This window comes from Bacillus swezeyi (assembly GCF_001969815.1).
GTDB classification, from domain to species: Bacteria; Bacillota; Bacilli; order Bacillales; family Bacillaceae; genus Bacillus; species Bacillus swezeyi.
On record NZ_MRBK01000007.1, the window covers coordinates 67,362 to 90,506 of the forward strand.

The 23,145-nt window shown below is 43.6% G+C and carries 8 protein-coding genes; 1 reads left to right on the forward strand and 7 read right to left on the reverse strand.

All coding sequences use genetic code 11. The annotated features are described in order from the left end of the window. Positions 1–23: 23 nt before the first annotated feature. Together BTA30_RS09280 and fabD are read right to left on the reverse strand one after the other, a co-directional pair. Complete coding sequence (locus tag BTA30_RS09280) at positions 24–11,957, reverse strand: non-ribosomal peptide synthetase/type I polyketide synthase (RefSeq protein WP_076760979.1); 11,934 nt, start codon at positions 11,955–11,957, stop codon at positions 24–26. Between the two features lie 25 nt (positions 11,958–11,982). Beyond that, the gene (fabD, locus tag BTA30_RS09285; protein WP_076760980.1) at positions 11,983–13,185 is read right to left on the reverse strand and encodes an ACP S-malonyltransferase; all 1,203 of its coding nucleotides are present in this window, start codon (positions 13,183–13,185) and stop codon (positions 11,983–11,985) included. Between the two features lie 789 nt (positions 13,186–13,974). Here fabD and BTA30_RS09290 point away from each other — a divergent pair. Then, positions 13,975–14,394 (forward strand): hemerythrin domain-containing protein, encoded by a 420-nt coding sequence (locus BTA30_RS09290; RefSeq protein ID WP_076760981.1) that lies wholly within the window; start codon positions 13,975–13,977, stop codon positions 14,392–14,394. An 84-nt stretch (positions 14,395–14,478) separates the two neighbouring features. Here the strand turns inward: BTA30_RS09290 and narI are convergent, their stop codons facing one another. From narI to BTA30_RS09315, 5 genes are all read right to left on the reverse strand, one after another. After that, complete coding sequence (gene narI / locus BTA30_RS09295; RefSeq protein WP_076760982.1) at positions 14,479–15,204, reverse strand: respiratory nitrate reductase subunit gamma; 726 nt, start codon at positions 15,202–15,204, stop codon at positions 14,479–14,481. A 20-nt stretch (positions 15,205–15,224) separates the two neighbouring features. Next, the gene (narJ, locus tag BTA30_RS09300; RefSeq protein WP_083696954.1) at positions 15,225–15,788 is read right to left on the reverse strand and encodes a nitrate reductase molybdenum cofactor assembly chaperone; all 564 of its coding nucleotides are present in this window, start codon (positions 15,786–15,788) and stop codon (positions 15,225–15,227) included. Beyond that, positions 15,760–17,310, reverse strand: a complete 1,551-nt coding sequence (gene narH, locus BTA30_RS09305; protein ID WP_076760983.1) for a nitrate reductase subunit beta — start codon at positions 17,308–17,310, stop codon at positions 15,760–15,762. The genes narJ and narH overlap by 29 nt, the downstream gene beginning before the upstream one ends. Continuing rightward, the gene (locus BTA30_RS09310) at positions 17,300–20,983 is read right to left on the reverse strand and encodes a nitrate reductase subunit alpha (protein WP_076760984.1); all 3,684 of its coding nucleotides are present in this window, start codon (positions 20,981–20,983) and stop codon (positions 17,300–17,302) included. Before BTA30_RS09310 ends, narH begins: the two co-directional genes overlap by 11 nt. A 75-nt stretch (positions 20,984–21,058) precedes the next feature. Then, a complete protein-coding gene (locus tag BTA30_RS09315) occupies positions 21,059–22,555 on the reverse strand; it encodes a nitrate/nitrite transporter (RefSeq protein ID WP_076760985.1) in 1,497 nt (498 codons plus the stop codon). Positions 22,556–23,145: the final 590 nt, after the last annotated feature.

A 23,145-nucleotide genomic window follows, 5' to 3' on the forward strand; every position in this document is an offset into this window, starting at 1 on the left:
AATGTATGCTTTCCCCTTGCTTCCTAAAAGTTCAATTCAATAGAATGGATCGTGTTGTCTTCTTCCGCATTGCTGCCGCTCAATTCGATATGTTCGATTTGAATGGTTGGATGTTGACTAATCACGGATAAAATGTGTAAATAATCGTTTGATAAAGCCTCGATTCTGCTTTTCTTAAATAGTTTCTTCGAGTATTCGAACAGACCGTGATGTTTGTCTTGATCCGCCTGGATCGACAAGGTCAGATCGAATTTGGCAACCGGATGATGGAGCTTATATGGCGTGAATCGAAGGGAATCCAGTTTTAATTCAGCTTGATCGAGATTTTGCAGCACAAACATCGTATCGAACAAAGAATTGCGGCTTGAATCTTTTGGAAGATGTAAATGTTGGATCAATTCTTCCAATGGATAGTCTTGATTTTGATAAGCATTTAGCATGTTTTCCTTTACTTCGTTTAAGTAAGCATCGAATGTTTTACGGCCTGCCGGGTGATTGCGAATGACTAAAGTATTAACGAACATTCCCACAACAGGCTCTACATCCATATGAGCTCGTCCGGCGGTTGGCGTCCCTACGACAATATCCTCTTGTCCGCTGTATTTAGATAGAAGAATCGTATAGGCTGCCAATAAAATCATATACAGTGTTGCTCCTGTACTTTCTTCCATCTGACTTAAGCGCTGTTTCAATTGTGTCGGTATAAGAAATTCAAACGATTCGCCTTCGTAATTGCGTATAGAAGGTCTTTCGTAATCCGTAGGCATATCAAGTGCAGGAATGTCATCATGAAACTGATTCAGCCAATACGCTTCCTGGTTCTTGATGTTCCGTCTCTGAACTTCCGTTTGCTGCCAAACCGCAAAATCTTTATATTGAATGGACAGCGGCTCCGGTTCGTTCCCCTCATAGAATCGACTTAAATCTTTCATCAGAATGTTCATAGACACGCCATCGGAAATGATGTGATGCATATCGACCAGCAGCACATGTTTTACAGGTTCAATTTCAATCAGTCCGACTCGCATCAACGGCGGCTTGGTTAAATCAAACGCTTTGATAAAATCAAGCACACGATCTTCCACTTCTTCTTCACTCGCTTGAATCCGTTCTATTGAAAATTCGACGCTCGGATGAATACGTTGTGCCGGTTCGCCGCCGTATAGTTCAAAGCTGGTCCGCAAAGCTTCATGACGCTCAATTAATTTTTGGAAAGCAGTGTTTAATCGGACCAGATCAACGGCCCCTTCTACACTCATGGCACCCGTCATATTGTAAGTCAGCTCGCCGCCTTCTGCATGGCTTAACAGATACATCCGTCTCTGAGCCGAAGAAACTGGATAATAGGACATTTCCTTTGCAGCCGGAATCGGTGCATATCGATGTTTTTCCATGCGTAACACCATGTTTGCCAGCTGTTCAATGGTAGGAAACTTAAATATTTCTTTGAGAGACAGATTCACATCCAGCTCTTTGTGGATTCTGGCAGCTAAGGCCGTCGCTCGAATGGAATTTCCTCCAAGGTCAAAAAAATTATGCTTGATCCCCACATGGCTTATGCCGAGCAACTCTTGCCATATGGCTGTTAGCCTGGATTCAACCTCATTGCCTGGCGGGACATACTCGGCTATCTGTTGCAAACTTGTCTCTGGCGCAGGCAGTGCTTTACGATTTATTTTCCCGTTGGACGTTAACGGCATATGCTCCAGTTGGACAAAATAGGATGGAACCATGTAGTCTGGCAGCTCCAGTGACAATTGTTCTCTAAGCTGCGCAATTGTTATAGGTTGATCGCTCACATAATACGCACACAATTGTGTTAAGCCGTCCTCTTCTTCTCTGGCTACAACTGCGGCCTTTTGCACCGCTTCCACTTTATGCATCGCAGCTTCGATTTCACCAAGTTCGATTCGATGTCCTCTGATTTTGACTTGTTCATCGATTCGGCCCAAATAGACAAGATTTCCATCCCGCAAGCGTTTAGCCAAGTCGCCTGTCTTGTACATCTTCGTTCCCGGGGCAAACGGGTTATCAACGAACTTCTCTGCTGTTAAATCCGGGCGCTTCCAATATCCTCTGGCCACACCGGCTCCACTGATATACATTTCACCAGGTACCCCGATCGGCACCAGGTTCCTGCTGGCATCCGCCACATAAATATTCGTATTGGCGGCCGCAGTGCCTATTGGTACGAATTCTCGGCTATCCCGTTTAGCGTCGTATCGATAAATCATACAACCGACGACCGTTTCCGTCGGTCCGTATTCATTGAATATGTCCAGTTGGCCTTTAAACTGCTCGCTGACACTTTGGGCCAGCCGGGTGCTTAAATTTTCTCCGCCCACGATCATTTTCCGAATTGTCGTTCCATCGGCTATATTCATTTCTTTGAGTACATGCAAATGAGCCGGGGTCAGTTTGATCATATCTATTCTTGGGTCCTGCATAATCGTTGAAAGCACCGCGCTTTTGTCATCTCCATCATAGACAATGACAGTATTTCCCGTGACCAACGGTGTGAAAATCGAAGTCACCGTTAAATCGAAAGAGACGGACGAATACAAGGGGAAGTTGGTTTTCTCGCCCTTCACATAAACCTCTTTCGCCCACCAAATATAATTGGCTAATCCTTGGTGCTCAATGAGTACGCCTTTCGGATTCCCCGTGGAACCCGACGTATAGATCATGTAGGCCAAATCATGCGCATCGCTGATCGATTCAAGATTCGAGCGATCCTCATGATAAGAGCTTTCCTCATCCAAAAGCACAATGTCACCGTCAGGCGTTAATTGTTTATGCAGATGGAGCTGTGTCAAAACAATCTCCGCCTCTGAATCTTTCAGCATATATTGTATCCGATCCTCCGGATACTCCGGATCAATGGGCACGTATGCGCCGCCGGCTTTTAGAACAGCCAAAATTCCAACAATCAGCTCGATTCGATGCGGGCAGATGATGGCAACGAACTGATCCGCTTGTACGCCCTTCGTTCTTAATGTTCGCGCCAATTGGTTTGCCCGTTCATTGAGCTGCCTGTACGTGTACCGCTCATTGCCAAATATAACGGCTTCATGATCAGGCCGCTGTTTGGCTTGCTTTTCAAACCATTGACAGACTGTTTCATCGTGCGGAAACGGCGTCTTCGTGTCATTAAACTCCATCAGAAGTTGATGCCGTTCGGTATCAGATAGCATAGGAACGGAAGACAAGGATTTCTCCGGCTCCTTGACAAGGCTATCCAAAATGCGGGTATAGTGCCCTGCTATCTGTTCAATGGTTTCTTGTTCAAACAGCTTTGGATTAAAATCGAAATGCATCTCCAACTGTTGCCCGGCATCTTCGATCGTTAGCATCAAATCATATAAAGAGACTCCGGGATTTCGTTCTTTCACCCTAAACGTACATCCGTTTTGCCGGATTTCATGAAATTCAATATTTTGAAACACAAACATCGTGTTAAACAGCGACTTTCCTGTTGTTTCCCGGTGTACATTTAATTTCTCCACCAACCAGTCAAATGGATAGTCCTGGTTTTCGAAAGCGTCAAGCGTCTGCCGCTTGACTTCTTCCAAGTAATCCGTAAACCTTTTATTAGCGTGTGGTTTGGTACGAATCCCAATGGTTTGAATGAAAAGACCGATCATGCTTTCAATATTCGGATGATTTCTTCCGGAAACAGGCGTGCCTACGACGATATCTTCTTGGCCCGTATATTTGTGAAGCAGCACTTTGTATGCAGCCAAAAGCACCATATACAGAGTCGTGCCCGCCTTTTGCGACATTTCTTGAAGCGAACGGATTAAACTTGACTGCAAGGAGCATGTCACACGCTGCCCTTCAGAAGACCATTCCATCACGCTTGAACCGTCTGTCGGCAGTTGGGTGATGGGGACTTCTTCCTTGAATTGCTCCAGCCAGTATTTCTCCTGCTGCTCCATGGTCCCTCCATTCAACCACTCGTTTTGCCATTCTACGAAATCTTTATATTCAAATTCAATTTCCGGCAATGGCTTACCATGATATAAAGCGAATAATTCATTTGTAAGTATGTTGGCGGAATAACCGTCCGAAATGATATGATGCATATCGATGAGCAGCTCCGCCTGCTCGCTATCGATCTTGATCAGCTCCGCGCGAACCAAAGGAGCTCGTTCAAGGCGGAAAGGTTTTACAAACTGATCTGCATAGGCTTCAAATTCGTTCCGATCCATCGAACGGACACGAACGTTATAATCAAGCCCGTTTGCAATCTGCTGCACAATTTCGCCATCTATGATGTGAAAAGAAGTGCGAAAAGCTTCATGCCGCTGCATGACTTGTTGTAGGGATGCGATCAAGGCTTGCTCATCGTACTGCCCCCTAATCGATATTTGGCCAAACATATTTTGCGACACTTGATTCGGTTCCATTTGATGCAGGAAATATACTCTTTGTTGCGCTGGCGATGTCCGGTAAAAGGCTTTCTGCTCAACAGCCTTCATCGGGGGCGATATGACTTTCTTTTCACTCCGGATGAAACGCGCCAACTCCTTAACGGTCTGATGGTTGAAAAATTGTCCTATGGAAACTTTTTGATTCAATGTTTTCTGAACTTTGGAAAGCATAAGCGTCGCTTTTAGCGAGTTTCCTCCCAGAGCCAGGAAGTGATCCGATCTGCCCACCCGCTCAAGGCCTAAAAGTTCCTCCCAGATCTGTGCCAGCTGTCGTTCCGTTTCATTTTCCGGCTCTTCGTAGACGGCAGCACGATCCGCCGTATTGCTTAATGTTGAAGAGACTCGCAGCTGATGATCGGCATACAGCTCATGCAAAGCTTGTTGATCTTCATCGGAAAACATCGTCAAAGAATCGAGAGGGACAGAGTCCCCCTCAACCATTTTTTGCAGCAATTTCGCAAAGCCCGCTCCCCACTTTTCCATGATCTCCGGACTGATGACGTTCGTATTAAAATCGAAATCAAGAACATATTCTTGACCCGAGTCCGTTACGTTAAGAAATAAATCGTATGAAGTGCATTTTATAGGGTACGCCATAAGGTCAGCCTCGACCTTTCCGAGATGCAGTTTTCGAAAAGGTCTGTCCAAATTAAAAATAATCCGCATATCCGGCACTTGATCGTGCGGAAGCTGTCTGGCCACCAGTGTCATCGGAACGGCTTGATGCCGCATGACTTGATTCATGGTTTCCTTCATACGGCCCAGGTAACCGGATAAGGTGCTTTCTGAAGAAGCTGTGTTCTTCACCGGAACCATATTGACGCAATTTCCAATCAGCACATCGTGTTTCATATGCGATTGACCTGCGGTTGGAATCCCGACTACAAGACCGGACTGCTTGGTAAGCTGATGCAGAAACAGATGAAATGCGCCCAGCATCGTTACAAATACGCTGTTTTTCATCCGAATGCTTAATGACTTTAAAGCCTCGCTTAATGGCCGGCCCAGTGTAACTGTATACCGGTCCCCCTCATAACCATGCGGATAACTGGAAGAAGCCATGCTGGGCAAGAATGCCTGCGGTATTGGTTCAGAGAGGTGCTGCAGCCAATAGCGAACACTTTCTGAATAATGACCGTTCTTTATCTGCGCTTGCTGCCAGTCTAAATATTGGCGAAACGGAGTAACCTCATCCGACGGAAGCGGTTTTCCTTGTGCAACTGCGGTGTAAGTGCTCTCCAGCTCTTGTACAAAAACAGCGATCGACCAACCATCGGTGATGATATGATGGAATGTAAGCACAATCAGATGTTCGTCTTGGTTCGATTTAAGCACATGAACTCTAAACAAGGGCTTCTGTTCGTGAAAATGAAACGGCCGCTTGGCGTCTTCTGTCAGCCATTTCTGAATTTCCGCTTCCCGAAGCTCATCCGGGTGACCGGTAAAATCGATGAAAGGAATGTCCACATTCATCTGTGCCTGCACTTGCTGAACTTCGTCATCGACATGAATGACCGTACGTAAAGCGTCATGGCGGTTGACAATATGCTGCACCGCTTGTTTTAACAGCGTATGCTGGACTGCTCCCTTCACTTTTAGCATAATGGATTGGTTCAAAGCCGCAGAAGCTTCATTCCCATAATGGGATACCATAACCAATTGTTTTTGTTCAGGAGAAAGCTCATACGTTTCGGGTTCTTTATGTCCCCCGTCATCAGGGGAATCCGGACCTTCCGGAATAAATCCGCCTCTGCGAAGATCTTTCACCGTTTCTTGAACGGCTTGAATGATATAAGCAATATCATCCGAGGTATGAGCCGTAGACAGGAAGCAGTTGCGTCCTTCCCAAACATAGACCCCTTTATAATTGAGATGATAAAAGAACAAATCATTATCAACCGATGAGACAAATCGGAATAAGGAGCCGAATTGAACCATCCGAATCGGCACTTGCGATTGCTCAAAATAGCGATTCAATTGATCGACCAAGTAGGTTGTCTTTTGATTTAACCGCTCATACAGATGTTCTCCTTCGGATTGAAGGTGCCGAAGCACAGCTAATGACATTCTCATGGTAAGCGGATGAGTATTGAAAGTGCCGGCCACAAACGTGCGTTTCGCCTCGTCCGTTGGATAGGAGTCGTCTCCATACTGCCAGACTCCGCCATCGATCGCATTCATGAACTCAGCTTTTCCGGCAACAATACCTAACGGTTGCCCGCCGCCGATGATTTTCCCGTAGGTTACCAAATCGGCTTGAGTGCCGAACCATTCCTGCGCGCCGCCGAGTCCGATCCGAAAGCCCGTAATAATTTCATCCATAATCAGGGCTGTCCCGGATTGTTGCGTGATCGCTCGCAGTTCTTTCAAAAATGATTCCGGTTGCAAATCCGGCCTGCGGCTTTGCACCGGTTCCACCAATACCGCTGCCAATTCATTTCCAAGGCTGCGAATAACGTCCAACGAATCCGGATGATTGTAATGTAAAATAATCAAATCATTCATAAAGTTTTGCAGTATGCCCGGAGCCAGCGGATTGGCAGGCTCAGCCCCGCCTTTCGTATTGGCTGCCCCTAATACGCCGTCAAACGTACCGTGATAAGACCCCGAGAACACTACAACTTTCTTTCTGCCTGTTGCCGCCCTCGCCAAACGGAGGGCAACCATGACCGCCTCTGTTCCGGAATTATAGAAAGCGACCCTTTCTACCCCTGTGCATGAACGGATTCGCTCTGCAACTTCTCCGGCGACATTCGACATCGGACCAAGCGGCGGCAATGCCGAATGCGTTGAATCAAGGAGGACTTGCGTAATAAAGGACGGATGATGTCCAAAAAGGTTGACCCCGAAGCCCATGGTGATATCGATATATTCGTTTCCATCAACATCCCACATTCTGGAACCGTTCGAACGTTCGGCGACGATCGGATACACCATTTCTTTCCAATATGAACGGAAGCTGGACAAGTTGCGGTTATTTGCATGAGCAAATCGGGTTTCGTCCGTGTATTGCTTGGAACCTTTCGTTTTGTCTACGTACTTCTCGATAAAAGCTTCTAAATATTGTTTTTGCTGTGCAGTATAGTTGCCCTGCTCATGCAAGCGTTGAGACTGAAAAGGAATATAAGGCTTCGCTTCTTGAGTCAATTTCTTTTCTGCAGAGACAGACGGAGGCCCCTGTTTGGAAGAAGGGATCAATTTTTCTTGCTGCATAGCGTATTCTTCCACTGCAGAATGATGACGGTTGTTTCTCAACGAATTAAAGCTGTTCAATTGAGCTTGTAAGGTGTGCTCGATTAATTGATTTTGAGAAGCAATAATTTTCTCCAACATATGCTCTTGATGATCTTCCGATTCGGGCTGTGCTTCTGATGTAACAAGCTCTTCTTGCGTCGTAACATTCTCTTGAGGCGGAGTGGATGCAGTCGATGGAGCAGCGTCTGCCAAGTAATCTACGACACTTTGAATGTTGTTCATCGTATCAAAAAATCGTTCCATGGGGATGTCCACATCAAATTCATCTGCGATGGCTTTTTTGACCTGGGCCAGCATGATGGAATCCATTCCGAACCCGATAAAATGGGCATTCAAATCGATCTCATCTGCTTTGATTCCCGAAACATTGCTAATCACAGTCTTCAAGAAGGATTCAATGTGCGCCTTCGTATGATTCATATCCAATGCTGCTTCCCCTCCCTCTTTGCTTTCCTTAGCGTGCAAATGGTCAGCTTCAACCCAACATCGATTCCGTTCAAACGGATACAATGGCAATGGAGTTTTTTGTACAACTTCATTGGAATATAACGCGCGCCAATCAATCACGGCTCTTTGCACAAATAATTCAGCGACACGATTCAACCATTTGATTCGTTCATCCTTTGTGTAGGGACGATGCTGCATCAGATGAGAGACTTGTTTATTCAGATGGTCTTTGTCGGCAGGCAGTATTTCCTTCATGTTCTTGTCACCAAAGTATACTTGGTGAAGAGCTTTTTCGCCTTGAATCAAGCAGGCCAGCTTATCCATTAATTCTTGCTTACTGGATACAATCATGGCTATACAATGATCTAAATGAGCCCTTCCTGTACTGGCCGTATAGCAAATGGACTTCAGTGAAGCTTGATTGTCATCAGAGACATATTGCCGATACCGATGAGCCAGTTCGTAGAGCGCGGTTTCAGTATGGGCGGATAAAACAAATAGGTACGGCTCGTTCCCTGCCGCCGGTGCATACTCACCTTCAGGAGTATGTTCTTCCAGAACCATATGCGCATTCGTCCCGCTAAAACCGAACGAGCTGATTCCACATCGCATGGGTCGGTCATCAGCTGTGAAATCCATAACTTCTTGATTCACATAAAATGGGGAAGATTGAAAATGCATTAACGGATTCGGTTTATTAAAGTGCGCTAATGGCGGGATTTTTTTGTGATTCAACATGAGGACAGATTTTATCAGTCCAACGATGCCTGCCGCTTCAAACAAATGTCCGATGTTCGCTTTAACGGAGCCAATCGAACAAAATTGTTTCTTTTCCGTATACTTCTCAAACGCTTTACAAAGCCCGTTAAATTCAACCGGATCACCTAGCTTGGTACCGGTGCCATGCGCTTCGATGAAAGACAGCGATTCAGGAGCAATGCCCGCGTCTTTCCAGGCCGTCTCAATGACCTCGGTCTGAGCTACCGGATTCGGTGCGGTGATTCCAACGGTTGTCCCGTCTTGATTCATCGCGCTTCCCTTGATCACGCCATAAATATGATCTCCGTCGCGAATCGCAGCCTGCAAAGGTTTCAACAGAACTGCCGCCACGCCTTCGCCAGCGCCTGTGCCGTCCGAATCTTCGCTGAACGTTTTGGTGAACCCATCTGAAGATTCCATATCGAGTCCGATACGCAGCGGCAATAGCGATGTTCGAATACCTCCGGCGAGCGCCATTTCACAATCGCCTGTAAGCAAGGATTTGCATGCCATATGAACAGCCACAAGCGATGAAGAGCAAGCCGTATCCACGGTGACCGCCGGTCCTTTTAAATTTAAAAAGTAAGCGATTCGACTCGCTAACACGGAAGGAAGATTGCCCGCAATATAATGATGAAGTTCCTCCGGATAATTCGCAGAGAGAAGACGTTCGTAATCGTAGCCCACCTTCGAGTATCCTGCATAAACCCCGACCTGACGCCCGCTAATGGTGTCGCCGGCATAGCCTGCATCTTCAATCGCATGCCATGCGGATTGCAAAAACAGCCTTTGATTGGGGTCCATGAACTGTGCGGTTTTGGGAGCTAAACCAAAGAACGAATAATCAAATCGGTCGATTTCATCTAAATAGCCGCCCTTAATAAACTGACTTTCATTGAAATCGCTTCGAATGGACCGTAAATAATCCATCGCATCTTTGACTCTTGGTGCAGGAAATTGTCGAATGCCATGCTCTCCTCTTTCAAGCAGGCGCCAAAAATCACTCTTATCCGCTGCTCCTGGAACATTGAGCGACATCCCGATAATGGCGATGTCTTTCGACGAAAAATGGCTTGGCTTCTCTGTATCGGCTTGCTTGATTTCAGCATGGCTTTCAGCAAGAAATGCCGCTAAATCTGCGATAGAAGGATATGTAAAGAGATCGTCAACCGCAAGCTCGCGACCAAATCTTTGTTCTATGCGTTCGGCAATTTGTGATAACTGTATTGAAGTTGCGCCTATGTCAAAATAACGATCGTTTAGGTGAATCTTTTTCCCGGCCAGCACTTCGGAAAAGATAGACAGCAATTCCGTTTCTATCTCATGAATGGGAGTCTGAACCGGTTCCTTCGGATTGCTCTCCAGACATTCCTTGATTTTGGCTGACTCTATCGAAAATGTCCCTGACTCATACTGCTCAGCCAATTCATATCGCTTAACCTTTCCGCTTGTCGTTTTTGGCAGCTTTCGGATCGGAAGTACTTCTTTAATGCTCCATCCACCTCGTTGGTACAAATGCTTTTTAATGTCTTTGACAAGTGGTGCAAACTGATCCGGGGATTTTTTGAAAACGACAAAGAGTACGATTTCACTGCTTCGTGTCTCTTGATCATATATACCGCAGGCTGCAACTCTTCCTAAATCAACCCCCTCCATTTCCATGGCGACTCGTTCAATATCATGAGGATACACATTTTTTCCGTTCACAAAAATAATGTCTTTTTCCCTTCCAGTTACGACTAAGTTACCTTCTCTAATGAAACCAAGGTCTCCCGTTTTCATCCATCCATCGGGAGTCAGCGCTCTGTTCGTACTTTCGGGGTTATTATAATACCCTTGGGTCACATTTTCCCCCTTGATCTGGATATGCCCGATAAATCCGTCTTCCAATCTTTCGTTTGCTTCATCGCAGATTCGAATTTGACAGTAATCAATAGGCTGTCCCACTTCGACAAAAGAAGCGCAATTTTGATCCTCTTTGCTTACTTCAACTGCTCTTTCACCCAGATTTAAATGATCGCGATGCAAATACACAGGGACAAATTCTTCTCCAATTTTAGAGCACGCTGCGCCAACCGAAGCTTCCGCTAAACCGTAAACATTCAAAATGGCAGATCTTTTCATATTGAACACTGCGCATCTACTCAAAAATTCGTCACATAGCTCTGGCAATATAGGTTCTGCGCCGTTTGCGATAACCCTGATATGGGATAAATCCCAGTCGAAACTTTTGTCTTTCAGAAATTTAAGGAAGTAATTATATCCAAAATTAGGAGATGATAGAATGCTGGCTTTATGTTCATGGGCCTTTTTCATCCAAAGAATGGGTCTGCGGATAAATAATTCTGTCGGCATTAAATTTTGATTGATTCCAACCAAGATGGGAGCAAGGTGGAAAGCAATGAGCCCCATATCATGGGTTAAAGGCATCCAAGATAAAAAAGCATCTTTCGAGTCAAGAGCCAGAGCACTCCGAATGGCGCGCGTATTATGGATTAAGTTATGATGGGTTAACATAACCCCTTTCGGGTTCCCTGTCGATCCGGAAGAAAATTGAATAAAGGCCAGTTCATCCGCACCTGGTTCATATAATGAAGCGGGCTGATTGTAGATTCGATCTTGAATGATGTCGGATTTCTCGCTTAATTGATGATGGAAATCCTGCATATCGTGTTCTGCAGCGTACTTTTTTATTTTTTCCAATGCCTTTTCAGAGGCAATCAGAAACGGATTGTTTAATATATTCCAAATGCGCCATACCTTTAGCTTATGGTCATCATCTTCTCCGATACTGACCGGTACCGGGATCATTCCTCCTAATAAACAAGCCCAAAAAGCGACGACAAATGATTTGTTTTCTTGGATTTGAAACACAACTTCTTGCTTCGGTTGAATGCCGATATGTTGTAAGTAACCGAGAAATCCTTGCGCCTCTTCAAACAATTGGCGATAAGATATAAACTTCTCGGTTTTATCGGATTCGATAAAACGGATCCCGTGATCCGTTTGATTGCTTCTTTCCCGAATGACATCGACTAAAGTTTGAAATTGATTGGTAAACATAGGTCAGATCCCCTCCAGGGCAGCTTTATTTTAAGATCCGCAATTGTTCCCAAGTCGGAAGCTGTTTAGCCTCGAAAATTAATTGACATAAATGGAGCGAATGCTCGAGTTCTTCTTCTGAAAGTTCATTTTCATTTCTTTCCATTTTTTCTTTGAGCGGTTGTAATTGCGCAAATAATGGTGTCGCCAGATTGGAATAAGCTGATGCATTTTTGTTATAATTTCGCGCAATGATGGATTGAATCATCATTTTATGCAGTTGTTTCTTGCGTAAATGGACAACATTTTTATTTCTTTCCACCGAATTGGACAGTAAATGAAGGTCAGTTGTTTGACCTAAAGAGTAAGCTGCGATATGACTCGTTGTTTTTTTCAATAGACTGACCAAGACGTTCTTGGGACCCATTTCGATGACTTCCGTGACTCCGTGCAAAAGCAAGTAATGCATCGATTCTGCCCATCTTACCGGCATCGTCATGTGCTGACGCAAATGTTCCCTGACCAAATGTCCATTATGGTACGGAACCGCTGTGACATTCGAAATGATCGGCCATGCAGCATCCTGGAAGGTATACTGATTTAATGCAGCCTGGAATTGTTCGGCCGCTGATCGCATCATCGAACTATGAAAAGGAGCGCTGACGTTCAAATAAGTGTGCTTAGCCCCCAGTTCCTCCGCTTTCTTAATGACAAATTCCACAGCTTGCCGATGTCCGGAGATGACATGCTGTTGATCCGAATTCATGCAAGCCACGCCTACCGGGCGGTCTGCCGTCGAAATTCCCGCACACAGCTCTTGCAATGGTTGGATATGGATCTGAGTGATGGCGGCCATCGTTCCCAGCTGCTGGGGATCTGCATCTTGCATGAGAACCCCTCGTTGCCTGACAAGCTTAACGGCATCCTGAAAAGAAAGGGCGCCTGCACAAACAAGCGCTGAATATTCTCCCAAGCTATGACCTGCCAGAAAGTGCGGTTTAACCCCTATTTCCTGCATATACACTTGATAGGCAATGACACTAACCGTTAAAATGGCAGGCTGTGCATTCATTGTCCTTGTCAATTCGTTCATATCTGCGTCAAAGCACAGTTTTTTGACATCCATGGAGATGGCATCGCTTGCCTCTTCAAATAATCTTTTCGCAAGCGCAAAATCATTCCAAAAACTTTTACCCATCCCTATAAATTGGGAACCTTGTCCAGGAAATAAAAAGGCAAGACTGTTCATTAGCTCCCTCCAATCTAATCGACAAATTATCCATAATAATACATAATGTGACTTTATCTAGCACTATAGCATAATCATAACAATCTGTATAGGATATTTATGGAAGGGTCATGTTTTATTCATAAATCAACATGGCACCAAAACTGAAAAAACGGTATGCCTGATGGATTTTGTTAAGAGTTTGTAAAATAAAATCGTATGATGAGGTTGACCAGCAAAATCAGGTTAACCTCTTGTGTGTTCATGTCCGAGGAAAATAAAGGGTTAGACCTCCATACCGCTGTTTATTGGGCTATCGATTGCGTTTTTTGGTGCCGATGGTTTTGGACCATTTAACGACTGATATCAGTCGTGTTTAATTGTTCCAGTTTAAGTGAAAAGTTCTTTCCATGATTTTTTCATTTTAGGATTCGTTTCAACAAGTATCCCAAAATCATATTCTAAAACACTATATAAACAATCCTTTTACCCTTGGACTGTAGGCTTCTCAATAGTTATTTGCGTCTGTTAAACGAAACCTAACTAGAACAGGCTTTTCGATTTCTTCATCAGTTAGTAGTTCATAAAAGGTCATCTCCAGAGATTTTTGCTGGCATACAGTAAGTACAACGATCCTTCATTTGTTTTCTTGTCTTGTCTCTTCTTCCCTTCAGTATCTATCAATCGTTTTAAATTGATATCCTGCTGTGAGATAAACATGCAAAACTTGTTTGAAAATTATAATATCTGTTCATACTGAATATGAAATGCTGCAAAAACATCTTGAAATTTGAAAAGGAGGATTACTTTATGTCAGGCCCATCTTTAAATAAATTAGATGCTCATAGATCCATCCATGATGGTGCCGTAACTGAAGGAAGAGATTTAATGGAAGTATTAGAACGGGTATACGGTGAAAAACATAAAAAACACGCCATTATTGCAGCTCGTGCTCTCCTGGATCATTGGGAAACTCGTACAATTTCACATGCGGACTCAGAAGAAGAGGGTTTATACAAAAGAAAGCTCGAAGAAAATCCGGATATCTCACATACACTGAGTATGCTTAAACGCGACCATGACTTGCTTCGAATTCTTGTAAAAGAGATTAAAGAACGGCTAGATGAACAAGGAGTAAATGATGATGTGATCGATCGGTTTAAAGCGATATATGTTCTGGTTCAAATACATAATCGGGATGAAGAATCCTACTTGCTAGATCATCATTAACCATTTTGGGGACCGTTATATCAGATGGGGACTACATTCAATTCAGCCACTCTGGATTCACGCCGAAGTGGCTTTTTGAGATGATCATGATTCATTTTTCCGTTCCATGTATTTCAGCCCTTTTTTCGGATTCATTTTTCTATAAACGATATACTTTCGTGACAGGTATTCCAAAGGCAAACTCCATACATGAACTAACCTCGTATAAGGCCAAACAGCAAATAATACAAACGCTGACAAAATATGAAGTTGAAACCCCGGTGGTGCATTCATCACTAAATATGGAGAGGGCTGAAAGCTTAAAATTCCTCTGAACCACGGACCTATGGTTGCCCGATAATCAAATTCTCCTCCTGTGGCTGTAAAGCCGACAGTATTGGTAAATCCAACGACGGTCACAACGCCGATTAACAGCAATACATAAAGATCTTTCTTTGAGCTGTTTCTCCTTACCCTTTTGCTTTTAAGGCGGCGCACTGTCAACAATGCACCTCCAACAACCATCATGACTCCGGCAGCTCCTCCGAACCATATTGCGCCAAAATGATACATATGTTCAGTTACTCCGATAACATCATAAAATCCTTTAGGTATCAGCACCCCTGCCACATGTCCGAAAAACACAAAAATGACGCCGTAATGAAACAGTGTACTCCCCCACTTCAATAATTGATCTTTTTGGATAAATTCGCTTGATTGGGCAGACCATCCGAATTGATCTGTATTATAACGATGGATATGGCCGACAACAAAAATAGTCAACGATAAATAAGGGATGATCACCCATAAGAAATAATCTAATTCTGTCATAACGATCCCTCCAAATTGATTTAACCCGCATGATGATTCAGGTCGTTTTCATGAGGCGGCAAATATGTTGCAAAGGCTGCTAAACAAGCTTTTAATAAAAAGCCATACGGATTATCCTCTTTTTCAAGTTCTGTCAGTAATTGATCAATTGCTTTTTTGTGAATGAAAAACACTTTTTGAACAAAGTCTTTATCAGCCATAGATGCAAACTCTAAGATAAGCGGTAAATAGTCCGGCAGTTCATCATTTTTAATGTAGAATCCGGCTTTTGCAAACTCCATTTTTAATTTAACAAAAGCTAATCCGCGCTCCCTGTTCTCTCCAAACCTTCCATGAGTTAAATAAAGCGTTTTTGGTTCACTGAAGTCAAACCACTGAACATAATTCTCACACAATACTTTATAAGCGTTTTCATTCACATAGGTCATAAACTGCCGGAGACAATGATTCATTCCTTTGTTCTCAATGGCATTAACCATTTGATTCACTTCTTCTGATTCGGTCCATTCTTTATCTGGATATCTCAAGAATAAGGAACAAAGTTTAAACACTAGTCTATCTTCTTCCATCCATTGCTTTTCCATTTAGATCACTCCAATATTCTTCACTGAACGCGTATAAGTCTTCATATTTTTCAGTGCCCAAACTGCAGCCTGAGCAGCCTTCCATAAACTCGTAACCCGCAGAGCCTTGGCCGGCATACATATCCCCAGCCTCTTCCCGATGAGCTTTCGGAATGACGTAACGATCATTATATTTAGCTATGGCGGATAATTCATACAATTCTACAGCTGTTTCTTCTGTTAAACCGGCATCTTTGAGTATGGTGTTATTAAACGGTTGCTTTAGGTTTACACTTCTCATATAACTTCTCATGGCAACCATCTTCTTTAACACCCGTTCAATTACTTTTGTATCACCAGCTGTCATCAGGTTTGCAAGGTACTGGATTGGAATTCTAAATTGCTTGATTGTCGGAAAAATGATACCAGGGTCTAATGTATCAATTTGACCGCTGAACGTGTTGGTGATAGGGCTTAATGGCGGAATGTACCATACCATTGGCAAGGTTCTGTATTCCGGATGTAAAGGAAGTGCAACCTTATGTTCCACGGCAAGCTTATATACGGGTGATGCTTGGGCTGCTTCTATCCAATCTTCCGGAATTCCATCTTTTTTTGCCTGTCTTACGACTTCTGGATCATGTGGATTTAAAAAAATATTCAAGTGTGATTCATATAAATCCTGTGGATTTTTAACAGATGCCGCCTCTTCTATTTTATCTGCGTCATATAGAACGATACCGATGTAGCGCAAACGGCCGACGCAAGTCTCAGAGCAAACCGTTGGCTGACCATTTTCAATACGCGGAAAGCAAAACGTGCACTTTTCAGCTTTATTCGTCTTCCAGTTAAAATAAACTTTTTTATACGGACAGCCTGACATGCAAAAACGCCAGCTTCGACATGCGTCCTCATCAACAAGAACGATACCGTCTTCATCACGTTTGTAAATGGCACCAGATGGACAAGAAGAAAGACATGACGGATTGATGCAGTGTTCACAAATTCTTGGCAAATACATCATAAAGGCTTGTTCATACTCTTGAATGACCTGTTCATCAACATTGTGCATATTCGGGTCTTTTTGACCTGTTTCATAAACACCTGCAAGATCGTCTTCCCAGTTTGGCCCCCATTTTAAATCGATGTATTCACCAGTAAGCTGGGAGATAGGCCTTGCCACAGGCTGATGTTTTTTCTGGGGACTCTTTATTAAATTTTCGTAATCATAGGTCCAAGGCTCATAATAATCATCAATATGAGTTAAATCAGGGTTGTAAAAGATATTGAACAGCTTTTTGGCGCGACCGCCGGCTTTCAGTTCGATTTTCCCGTTTTTTAACGCCCAGCCTCCTCGGTGGGTGTCTTGATTTTCCCATTCCCTCGGGTATCCGACACCCGGTTTTGTTTCAACGTTGTTCCACCACATATACTCGGCACCTGTACGATTCGTCCATGTATTATTACAGGTCACACTGCATGTGTGGCAGCCAATACATTTATCAAGGTTCATCACCATTCCAAATTGCGCTTTAATCTTCAAGCCAATCCACCTCGTTTCGTTCTAATTTACGAATGACGACTTGTTCATCTCTTTGGTTGCCTGTTGGTCCATAGTAATTAAATCCGTAGCTAAGCTGGGCGTATCCTCCAATCATTTGTGTCGGCTTGACGTGAATTCTTGTCGGGCTATTAAAAGTCCCCCCGCGATCGTTTGTAATTGTTGAGCCCGGAACATTAATCGTTCTGTCCTGCACATGATACATAAAAGCTACGCCTCTCGGTAATCGATGACTGACAACAGCCCTTGCGACAACAACCCCATTGCGGTTGTACATTTCAAGCCAGTCATTATCTCGTATGCCCACAGTCTCCGCATCTTTATTATTCATCCATACATGCGGTCCGCCCCGGAACAGCGTAAGCATTGGCAATGTGTCATAATATGTGCTGTGGTAAGACCATTTAAAATGCGGTGTTAAATAGCGCAGTTTTATTTCTTGTTTTGTTGATGCAGGCTGACCATCCTTATCATAGAAAGCAGCTTTTCTTAAAGGTGCTTTAAATGTCGGCAGATCTTCCCCAAATTCCTGCATGATTTCATGGTCGAGGAAAAAATGCTGCCTGCCCGTTAAGGTTCGAAATGGAATAAGCCGCTCTATATTTGTCGTAAAAGGTGAGTAACGGCGATTACCGGTTTCCGTCCCGCTATAAACCGGAGATGATAAAACCTTTCTAGGCTGAGCTGAAATTTCGTCAAAGGAAATATGCTCTTCAGCCCGTTCGATAGCTAGGTCTTTTAATTTCTGCCCTGTTTTCTTTTCCAATGTATCCCAAGCTTTCATCGCAAGTGAACCGTTTGTTGTACTGGATAACGTTAAAATAGCCTCCGCAGCATTTCGGTCTGCTGAGATGTCGGGACAATCTTTATATTCCTTTGTACTTTTTGCCGTGCCTAATATATCTTTTAATTCGTCATACTCCTCTTTAGCATCCCAGCTTAGTCCCTTCGCTCCGATTTTTTCTCTTATATTCGGTCCCAGCGCAATGAATTTATCGTATACTTTGGTAAACTCCCTTTCTACGACATGAATGAGCGGGAAATTCTCTCCGGGAACAGGTTCGCTTCCATCCTTTTTCCAATCGGGAATCAATCCCAGCGCCTGCGACGTCTCATCTGAAGTATCATGAAGAAGCGGCGTAGCCACAATATCTTTTATTGTCTCTGGAAGATACTTTTCCGCTAAAGTTTGAAATGTTTTGGCCAATTTTTTGAATGTGTCCCAATCAGACCGGCTTTCCCACGGCGGTGTAATCGCTGGATTGAAAGGATGAATAAAAGGGTGCATATCGGTCGAGCTGATATCATACTTTTCATACCAAGTTGCAGCAGGCAAGACAATATCTGAGTACAGTCCTGTACCGGACATCCTGAAATCCATATTAATTAATAAATCGAGCTTGCCTTCTTGTGCATCCGATTTTGCATCAACCTCTTCTGTACTTAAGGAATGATCTTGATCTCCTAGAATGCCGGAATGTGTACCGAGCAGGTGTTTTAGGAAATATTCATGACCTTTTGCTGAACTTCCAATTAAATTGGCCCGCCATACAAATAAGGTTTTCGGAAAATTAACCGGATTACTTGGCTCTTCAATCGCAAATTTCATTTGTCCATTCTTGATTTGATCAACAACATACTTCACGGCTTCATCGGGATTAGCTGCTTTCGCCTCCTCGTATAAGGTAATGGAATTTTTATTAAACTGCGGATAGGAAGGCAGCCATCCTAATCTTGCGGCCAGTACATTGTAATCTCCAAGGTGATGATATCGAGGCTTTTCTACCAGCGGTGAAATTAAGTCTGAAGATTTTTGGTCTTCATACCGCCACTGCTCTGTCACGAAATAAAAGAAAGATGTTCCATTTTGTAAACGCGGCGGACCTCCCCAGTCACGGGCCATCGCGATCGTTTGCCATCCTTCAAGGGGCCGTACTTTTTCCTGCCCGACGTAATGCGCCCAGCCACCGCCGTTTACTCCCTGTGAGCCAGTTAATAAAACCAGATTGAGAATCGCCCGGTAAATGGTGTCAGAATGATACCAATGATTAATGCCCGAACCCATTATGATCATCGACCGGCCTTTGCTATCAACCGCATTTTGAGCGAATTCTCTTGCAATTTGAGCGACTAGCTTGCGGTCAACACCTGTCATTTGTTCTTGCCACGCAGGTGTGTATGGTTTTGGATCATCATAATCTTTTGGATAATCGCCAGGTAAACCGCGATTCACGCCTGTTTGCGCCAGCATGAGATCAAATACGGTTGTGACATAAACGGATTCACCATTTTGCCCAATTTCTTTAACAGGTACTCCCCGTGCAATAATTTGCTTTTGCTCTTGGCCAAAGTAAGGAAACTGCAGCAATAAAGTTTTGTCTTCTATTCCTAGAAAAGAGAGGGCAGGATCAAGATCTCCTAGCTGATTTTCTGTATCCTTCAAGTGCAGATTCCACTCTCCTCCTTCTGACCAGCGATGGCCGATGGTTCCATTAGGTGCGGCGTATTGATTAGAATTTTGGTCGAACACGACGGTTTTCCATTCCGCCTTGTTTACATTCATTCCTAGATCGCTCGCACGCAAAAATCGGTCTGTTTTGTAGTGGCTGCCATGCTTCTTTAATGTAATGAGAAAAGGCAAATCAGTATATTTCTTGACGTAATCTTCGAAATAGGGCGTTTTTTGATCGACATAAAATTCTTTGAGAACGACATGGGTCATCGCCATCGCCAACGCAGAATCCATGCCGGGACTGACGTTTAACCAATGATCGGCAAACTTAACAAACTCAGCATAATCCGGACTAATAGAAACCACCTTCGTTCCGTTATATCTGGCCTCTACGTAGAAATGTGCATCAGGTGTTCTCGTTTGCGGCAAATTAGACCCCCATACTAATATGTAGCTGGAGTTATACCAATCAGAGCTTTCAGGAACATCTGTCTGTTCGCCCCATACCTGCGGTGATGCCGGCGGAAGGTCGGCATACCAATCATAAAAGCTGAGTAATGGCGCGCCGATTAAGTTTAGAAACCTGGCACCGCCCGCATAACTGACCATGGACATTGCCGGAATAGGGGAAAAACCTACAATACGATCCGGACCATATTTTTTAATAGTAAAAATCAATTGAGAAGCAATCATCATGTTGACTTCGTCCCAGTTTGCCCTGACAAATCCGCCTTTACCTCGGGCTGATTTATATGTCTTTTGCATGTCTGGGTTCTCAGAAATCATTTGCCATGCGTCAACGGGGTCGTTCGTTTTTCGCATGGCTTCCTTCCATACCTTTAACAGCGCACTTCTCACATATGGATAACGAACACGTATAGGGCTGTATGTATACCATGAAAAACTTGCACCGCGCGGACATCCTCTCGGCTCATATTCAGGCATATTCGGACCGGTCGTCGGATAGTCGGTTTGTTGTGTTTCCCATGTAATAATGCCGTCTTTTACATGGACTTTCCAGCTGCAAGAACCGGTGCAATTCACGCCATGAGTGGTGCGAACCACTTTATCATGCTGCCATCTTCTGCGGTAGTATTTTTCAGACTCGCGGTCTGCAGCTGATAACGTGCTATGATTGTTTAAATCAGCGGTACGTCCAAAAAAAGTCATCTTTTTGAGTAATGGGGATATTTTTTTCTTCATGGCTATACTCCCTTTCAGATTGCTTTGCTTTTTTGGTAAAGTCTGATTGAAGTCCTATAAAAAACAATGCTTGTTTTACGTTTTTTGTGAAACATCGCTAAAGATTGCTGCATAATACATGACTTCGCCGGCATCGCTATTGACTGCACTGATTGTTAACCATTCGCGGTATTCTTCGCCGTTTTTACGCTTGTTCCAAATTTCGCCCTGCCAATATCCGTTTTTCTCGAGTTCATCCCACATCGCTTTGTAAAAACTGTTGTCATGTTTTCCAGACCTTAAGAGCCGCGGGGTTTTGCCGACAGCTTCTTCTTTTTTAAATCCTGTGACGGCAGTAAATGCAGGATTTACTTTTTGGATAACGCCTTTAGTATCCGTAACCATTACCCCTTGGCCGGTGCTTTCAACGATGTTGTCCGCCAGCCTGAGTTTGTCCGAATAAAACATCCAGATCACGATAATTAAGCTTGCTAAAGCAAATTCAGATAACGCCATGAAACCAATCGCATAATGACCTGTCAGCTGATTGACCATTGTTAAAATAAGAGGCGGAAAAAAACCTCCCAATCCTCCCATGGCGGCAACAATTCCGTTCACAATGCCTCCTTGTTTTGAAAAATAAAGAGGCACCAGTTTGAACACGGTTCCATTCCCGATTCCCGAACACAACGCTACTGTTAAAACGCCCACGGTGTATAATGCGATCGTTGGAGAAAAAGACAGGAGTATACCAGAAAACGTTAAACCTGAAAATACAATGATCAGAACTTTAAACGGATTAAATTTATCCCCGAGCCATCCGCCCAAAGGGCGAAACAATGTGCAAATCGTGATAAACCCCGCTGTACGCAGCCCCGCATCTACTTCGCTAAGCCTAAATTGAGTCACTAAAAAATTAGGAAGATATACGGTAAACGCAACAAATGAACCGAATGTTATAAAATAAAAAAGACTAAGAAACCATAGCTTTTCCTCTCGATAAACATCGATGATTTGTTCCTTTAAAGCTGTTTTCACTTTCGACTCATGTTTATCTCCTAATAAGAAATTAAGAGCAGCCAATATGATAAGCGGAATGAGAAAAAGTCTGACAGTAGCTTCCCACCCAAATTGATTTGCAAGAATGGGCGCGCCAAATGAAGTCAGCGCTGTTCCAATATTTCCGGCTCCATATATCCCATTCACAAATCCATGCCGATCTTTTGGGTAATACTTTGGCAAAGAAGTAACACCGACTGAAAAAATGGCTCCGCCGATACCTAAAAAAAGTCCGGCTATTAATAAGTCGGCAAAAGAATCGGCAAGGCTTAAATAATAGACGGGCAGTATCAAAAATAAGAGGCTTATGAGAAAAATCCGCCTGGCACCGAACCGATTCGTCCAGTAACCTATCGGAACACGAAGAACGGACCCCAATATGACCGGAATTGCAGTCACCCATGATAATTGCCCTGACGAAAGCGAGATATCTTGTTTGATATAAGTCATTAATGATGAATTCATGACCCATACCATAAACCCCACAATTAAGCTGAATGTTTGAAGGGGCAGCTGAATTTTTGTTAGCTTCATTTCCGAGGCCCTTTCTTAAAATTTTCACGTTACCTCCATCATCCCCAAATCATTGCCAGTTATGCGTTTTTTTCTGCATGCTTGTCAGTTTATTCTTCTTCTAAAATAGCGATCGGGTTAAACACTTCATAATGAATGTTGTTTTTCGGAACCCCCCATTGTTTCAGCGCATTGTTAATAGCTTTCATAAAGGAAATCGGACCGCAAAAATAAAAATCAGCATCCTTGTCTGGGTTCTGGTTTAATACCGATTGCCCGATGTTTTTGAGTGATTCTTTTGATGACGGGATTTAAAGCTTCTAAATGATCAATATGTTCACCGGCGGCATAAACGGAATATGCCAGAGCTTCCTGTTGAATGCCGCGATTTTGAGTGGGTTAATTAAATAAATGAAGCAATTCAGGGGCTTTTGAAAATCATAATTTGTAAAAATGTTTACCGATTTAGATAACTGTGATCCTTTAAAATGGGGGCAGTCGATTTCACAATTTGGATTGTTTTCTCATCAAGCACAATATTCCCTCCTTTTTTTGTTTAGGGTGATTTTTTAAATTAGATTTATGCAGAGCATGACAAAATCCTAAAACGG